Raw genomic sequence first — 6,863 nt, 5'->3', positions numbered from 1 at the left:
GCGGGAGCGGGTGCGGGTGCGGTGATGCGCGGGGCGGGGACGCGGGCGGGGGCGTCGGTTGGCACGGGGGCGGGGATGTCGCCGGGCACGTCGGCCGGGGCGTCAGCGGGGGCGTCGGGGGAGGCGGAGGTCGGGGCGTCAGCGGGGGTGTCGGCGGAGGCGGAGGTCGGGGGCACCGGCGTCGGCTCGGGCGCCGCGCCGGTGTCAGCTTTTCCCATCGCTGCCGCCTCCTTCTCGGGGTGGTCGGGGTGGTCGGGGTGGTCGGCGTCGGAAGTCTGGTCGGGGTGGCCGGGCCGGTCGGGTCCGTCCGGTCGGCGGGGGTGCGGCGGGGGTGCCTGGGCCGCCTCCGCCGGGGTCAGGAAGCGGCCGGTGGTGCGGCTGAGGTAGCCCATGACCGTCCACTCCAGGTCCTTCATCTGGAGCAGGATCCGGCCGTCCGGGCGTACGGCCACGAAGCGGTTGCCCGCGCCGGGTGCGCTGCCGTCCGCGGCGGCCTCGGGCAGCACCGCGTAGAGGTCGACGTGGCCGTGGCGGGCGGCGACCGCGGGGTCGCCGCCGTGCTCGTAGACGTCGATGCGGCCGATGCCGAGCGGGGCGGCGAGCGGGACGAGGTCGCCCTCGACAAGGGCCAGGACGCCCGTGCGGGCGAGCCCGTCGAGGAGCACCACGGGCATTCCGAAGCGGCTGAAGACCGGGTGGTCGGGCGGGAGTTGCAGGGTGTAGGTCGAGCGCTTGCCGCCGGGGTGGAGGCGGGTGCGGGAGGTCGACACGAAGAGGTCGGTGAGCAGCACCGGGGAGCCGGGGCTGTGGTACGGGTCGGGTACGGGCGTCTCGTCGGCGTCGTGCCAGGGCGCCCAGCGGGGGGCGGCGGGCAGCCGGTCCGCCATGAGGACGCGGACCTCGAAGTGCGGCCGGTCCTTGACGAGCAGCGTGCCGTTGGGGGCCACGACGTCCCCGGTGATGCGGACGCGGACCACCGACTGGCCGATGTCGGGGCGGCGTTCGACGACGTCGGCCCGGATGCGCCTGGGCGGTGCGGCGGTGCCCGACTCGTGGACCTTGAGGAAGTGGTGGAAGCGGACCTCTTCGAAGGCGTAGACCTCCAGACCGGGGACGAGGTGGGAGGCCGCCTCGTACGCGATCTCGGTCACGAACGTGCCGGGGAGGGTGGGGACGCCCGCGACGCGGTGGCCGCGCAGATAGGCGTCGGTGGTGAGGTCGAAGACCCGCTCGAAGGTGACGGAGTCGGCGCCCTCGCGGGCCACTTCGCGACCGAGGTAGAAGTCGGGCGTACGGGGCCGGTCCGGCGCCGCCGGGCCGGCCGGACGGGGGGTGCGGGTGACGGTGGCGAGCTGCGGGACGCGGTCCCCTGCGGTGCGCGGGGCGGGCAGCGTCACCCGGACCGGGGGCGTGTCGGCGGGTGCGGCCTCCCGTGGGGTGAGGAAGCCGGGCAGCAGGCGCTCCACCGCCTGGCGTTCGGCGTCCCCGAGGTGGATCGCGTACGGCGCGGGGGCGGCGAGGTGCAGCTCGCGGACGAAGTGGTGCACGCCCTCCGGGGTGCTCATCGCCGAGTACAGGCCGCTCTTCTCGAAGTAGGCCTTGGTCAATTCGGCCGCGCCCAGGCCGACATCGCCCCAGAGCGTCCATCCGACGGTGAACTCGCGTACTCCATGGACCTGGTGGGCATAGGTCGCGGCGGTGCCGAGCAGGTCGTTGCCGGAGGCGTAGTCGGCCTCGCCGATCTGGCCTGTCATGCCCAGCAGGGAGCCGAAGTTGCACCACGCGGCCGGGGGGCGGCCGCGCAGCGCGGCCTTGAGGTTGCGGTAGCCGCGCAGCTTGAGGTCGCGGACCTGGCGGAATTCGGCGAGGCTCTTGGTCGCGACCGGGGCCGAGCGGTTGAGGCCCGCGGCATTGACGAGCAGGTCGATGCGGGCGCCGCCGGTCTCGGCCGCGATGCGCTCCATGGCGGCGGCCACCTGCGCCGGGTCGGTCACGTCGCAGGCGAGGTAGCGGACGTGCGCGGCGCCGCTGTGCTCGGCCATCCGTGCGAGGTTGCCGCGGATGACACGGGCCTGGCCGATGCGCTCGTAGGCGCGGTTGAGCTGCGCCGGGGTGCGGCCCGAGCCGAGGCCGCGGCGGATGTAGTCGGCCCGCCCCTTGGCGAAGTCGGCGTCGCTCAGAGCGAGATACTCCGCCGGCTGCGAATCCACCGGGTTGGAGCCCAGGACGTAGAGCGTCGGCCGGAAGTGCCGGGCCAGCTCGGTCAGCAGCTCGGCGGTGATGCCGCGTCCGCCGCCGACCGCGACGACGACGCTGCCGGGCCCGAGCGCGGCCCGCTCCGTCAGCTCGCCGGGCTGCCGCGTGAGGCTGACGGCCAGCCGTACGCCGCCGCCGTCGTAGGCCACGGGCAGCCCGCGCGCGTACGCCGACTCCCGTACGGCGCGGGCGACTCCGTCCGCCGGGTCACGGGTGTCGGTGACGAGGGCGAAGGTGGCGGTGTCCGGGTATTCGAGGTGGATGACCTTGAACAGGCCGGTGAAGAGGCCGGTGTACGGGTGCGGGGTGCGGCCGGTGAGCCCGCCGAGCAGGAGGCCGATGCAACTCGCCTGAGCCGGGCCGGAGTCGGCGGGGGCGGCGAGGGTGGCGTGGCGGAGCTGGACGACCTGGAAGAGGAGTTCGTGCAGGGCGTCGGGGGCCTCTCCTGCGGGGTCGGGGGCGGTGGGGTCGGCGGCGTCGGTCGCGGAGAGGTCGGTGAGGTCGGTGAGGTCGGTGAGCAGGCGGATGTGCCGCAGGCGGTGGTCGGGGTCGGCCGCTTCCAGCAGGGGGCCGGCCTCTTCGGCGGAGCTGACGTGGTGGACGCCGGGTGTGCCGTCCGCCGGTGCGGTGCAGAGCACGAGCGTGCCGGGCGGCGCGCCCGCCGCCGCTGCCGCGCCGGGCCGGTCGGTCAGGACGACGGTGGGGGCGTCGGGCCAGAACGGCACCTCGTCGCGCACCGGCCGCCCCGGGGACTCCGCCAGGGCCGGCACGTAACGCGACACCGTCAACGGCCGTACGCCGTCCGGGCCTTCGTACCGCCCCTCGTCCCTGAAGCTGGGCGGTACCCCGACCGCGGCGGCGGGGGCTTCCTCCGCGGCGGGCGGCGAGGTAGGGGCGCTGATCCGTACGGCCAGGTCGGGCGCACCCTGCTCGCCGCGGCACACGACGAGGGCGTTGCGCGCGCCGGGCTTCCGCGCCAGGACCTGGAGGACACCGACGGCTCCCTCCGCGCCCAGGAAGCACGCGGGCCGGTCCGTGCGGTGGGCCCCGCACTCGACGGCGTCGCCGGGCTTCCCGGGGGCGGCTTCCGTGATGTCCGGGGTGTCCAGGTAGGCCAGCACGTCGAGGCCGTGGGCGGTCGCGGTCTCCTCCGTCACGAGGGCGAGGAGGAATGCCCCCTCGGCCAGGACGGTGTCCGCGTCGAGGGCCTCGTCGAGCAACTGCCGTACCTCGGCGGTGCTGTTGCCGTTGATGCCGCCGACGAGCGCCATCGTCAGCTCGCCCTGCCGCAGGTAGCGGATCGCGACGTCGATCGCGCTCAGCGTGGACGTGAAGCCCGTGTCCACCGTCATGTTGAGGCCCTTGAGGTCGAAGTAGTTCGCGACCCGGGCCGGGATGACGTTCGGCATCATGCCGGGGAAGGAGTCCTCGCTCGACGGCGGCACGAGCCGCCGCACCTCCGCCTTGAGCCGCTCCAGCGCGTCCGGCAGCCAGGGCGCGGCGGCGAGTTCGGGGTCGGTGCGCAGCGCGAGCGTGAGGTCGTCGAGGTAGCAGCGCGTCGCGTAGAGCGTGGCGTTGCGCGTCGCGCCGAGGTGCCCGAGGACGACACCGGTCGTCTCGCGGCTGTCCTCCCAGAAGCCGCCGAGGGTGTCCCGCAGCCGGTGCGCGCAGCGGAGGACCATGAGCTGGCAGCGGTCGATCCCGCGCATCATGCCCGGGGGCATGCGGACCTGCTGGAAGGACGGCAGCGGGTAGGTGTCCCCGAAGGACAGCCCGCCGGGGGTGGCGCAGGCACCGGTCAGCCAGCCGGGGAGGTCGCCGCCGGGCGCGTCCGGGGCCCCGTCGGCGTCGGCGGCGGCGTCTTCTTCGGAGGGCGGGACGTGGGCCGTACGGGCGACGATCGCGATGCGCTGCCGCTGCGGGTCGGTGTCCGCGGCGCCGGGCGCGCTCGCGGCGGGTTCGGCTTCCGCTGCCGCGATCGGGGGCTCCTGGACGACGAGGTGGGCGTTCGTCCCCCCGAAGCCGAAGCCGGACACCGCGGCCGTACGGCGGCGCCCGCCGCGCGGCCAGGGCACGGCCTCGGTCGGCACCGTCAGGTGGGAGCCGTCGATCGCGAAGTCCTTCGGCGTCTTCGTGAAGCGGTGCTGCGGCGGGATCACGTCGTGCCGGAAGCCGAGCACCACCTCGATGAGCGAGGCCACGCCCGCGGCCCAACCCGTGTGCCCGATCACGGACTTGTTGGACGTGACGACCACCGGGCCGCGGTCGCACCCCGCTTCGCTCTCCCCCGCCAGCACCTCGCTCACCGTCTCGCGCAGCGTGGTGAATTCGGCGAGGTCGCCCGCCGGGGTGCCGGTCGCGTGCGCGACGACCCACTCCGGGCGGACGCTGTCCATACCGGGCGCCGCCAGCGCCCGCCGGATCGCGAGCTTCTGGCCCGCCGCGCTCGGCGCGTAGATCGCCTTGCCCTTGCCGTCCGAGGACGAGCCGAAGCCGCGGATCGTGGCGAGCACGGGGTCGCCGTCGCGGCGGGCGCGGCTCAGCCGCTTCAGGACGACGGTGGCGGCCCCGTCCGAGAACAGGACGCCGTCGCTCGCCTTGTCCAGCGAGCGCACCTCGCCGCCCACGGAGAGCCCGTTGAGCTTGGCGAAGAGGATGGAGCCGCGCGGCCCCACCGCGAAGGAGCCGCTGCACACGGCGATGTCGTGCCGCCCCTCCAGCAGCCCCTTGAGGCCGAGGTCGACGGCGTAGAGGGAGGAGGAGCAGGCGGTGTCGACGAGCAGCAGCTCGGCGCTGTCCGGAAGCACCCCGCGCATCGCCCCCAGCCCCACCTGGTGCGGGAAGAACCGGAGCGGGTCCGGACCGCTGCGGCCGTAGTGCGCCGCGAGCCGCCGCCCGATCCCGTCGAGCGCTGCGGCCTTCTCCGCGTCCCCGAGCCCCAACTCGTCCAGAACCGGCCCCATCCGGGCCAGCACCCCGGCCCGTACGGTCGCCTCCTCCAGGTGCTGCGAGCCGTCCGCGGTGTAGCCGACGAGGAAGGAGCACCGGTCGTCGGGCCCGTGCGCGACGCCCTCCATGGCCTGGAGGAGCGAGTGCCGCAGCCACAGGGTCGTCGACTCGACGTCGCCACCGCTGCCCCGGCTGTTCCCGCCGTCCGTGCCGCCCCTTCCCTCCAGTTCGGCCGCGAGCCGCGGGTGCGGGACGAAGTCGGTGATGAAGGCGGAGTGCTTGGAGTAGGTCTTGTCCTCGGCCCGCTTGTCGGCGGAGTAGAACTTGTCGTTGTCCCACCGGTCGGCCGGGATCTCGACGAACCGGTCGGCGCCGAGCATGAGTTCGCGCCAGTACTCGTCGGGATCGTTGGCGCCGGGCACGACGATGCCCATGCCGACGACGGCGATCTCGTCCGTGAAGCGGCCTCCGGCCGGGCCGGGGGTGACGACCGCCGCCGCACGCGGGGCCGGTGCCGTAGCGGCCGGCGCCGCCGCGGGCCGCTGGGCCGCAGGTGCCGTAGCGGCCGGGACGGCGGGCGCCCCCGGGGGCGGTGGCGTGGTGACGGCTGGTATGGCCGTCTCCGCGGCGGGCGTGCGGGGGGCGGAAGGGAGGGCGGTCCCGGCGGCCGTCTGCGCCGCGGATACGCCGAGGACGGCGGCGGGGGCCGTCGTCGCGGCAGGCGCGGGCGGCGGGGACAGGAGGGCCTGGCCGGTGGACAGGCCGCCGTCGGCGAGGAGGAGTTGGCCGGTGATCCAGCTGGAGCGGGGGGACGCCAGGAAGGCGACGACCTCCGCCAGCTCCTCGGGGTGGCCCAGGCGTCCGAGCGGGGTCGCGGCGATGGTCGCGGCCTGCATGGCGGCGGCGTCCGGGAAGAGGTCGGCGACCTCGGAGTAGAGCATGCCGGCCGCCGCCGTGTTGACGCGGATGCCGTCACGCGCGTAATCCACCGCCAGATAGCGGGTCATGGCCTCGACCGCCGCCTTCGCGGGCCCGCACGCGAGGTAGTTGGCCATGACGAACTGGCCGCCGCCGAGCGTGGAGATGTTGACGATGCTGCCGCCACCGCGCCGCGCCATGAGGGGGGCCGCCCGGCGGGCGCACGCCAGACCGCCCTTGAGGTTGGTGTCGAGGGCGCGGTCGAGCAGCCGGTCGGTGACCTCCGCGGTGGGCACGAGCGCGCCGCCGGCCGCGTTGTTGACCAGGATGTCGAGGCCGCCGAAGCGCTCCTCGATCTCCGTGAACATGTGGTCCACCTGCCCGGCTACGGCGACGGACGCGCGGATCACATGCGCGCGCCCGCCCGCCGCCTCGATCTCCGCGAGGGTGTCGCGCGCGGGGCCCGGCGAGTGGAAGTGGTTGACGACGACCGTCGCGCCGCCCGCGGCAAGGCGTTTGGCGATGACCTTGCCGACGTTGCGGGCGCCGCCCGTGACGAGGGCGACCTTGCCGTGCAGCTCTGCGGATCCGGATCCGGTGGACACGTCGGGCGCTCCGTTCACGCCGCGGAGGCGAGGATCAGGTCGGCGATCTTGCCGAGCGTGTTGTACGCCGCCGGACGCACATCGGACGGACGCGGCGGCAGCCCGTACCGGTCACCCACCCGCACCAGCAACTCC

Annotated in this window: 1 protein-coding gene; it reads right to left on the bottom strand. The window is 75.0% G+C overall.

Translation table 11 applies throughout. The annotated features are described in order from the left end of the window. A partial coding sequence (locus IH54_RS0138125) for an SDR family oxidoreductase (RefSeq protein WP_052398349.1) occupies window positions 1-6,728 on the bottom strand: 6,728 nt, incomplete at its 3' end. Between the last annotated feature and the right edge of the window lie 135 nt (window positions 6,729-6,863).

Source organism: Streptomyces sp. NRRL F-5123 (assembly GCF_000721495.1).
Lineage (GTDB): Bacteria > Actinomycetota > Actinomycetes > Streptomycetales > Streptomycetaceae > Actinacidiphila.
The sequence above is the reverse complement of the archived record's forward strand: the minus strand, read 5'-3'. Positions and strand labels throughout refer to the sequence as shown.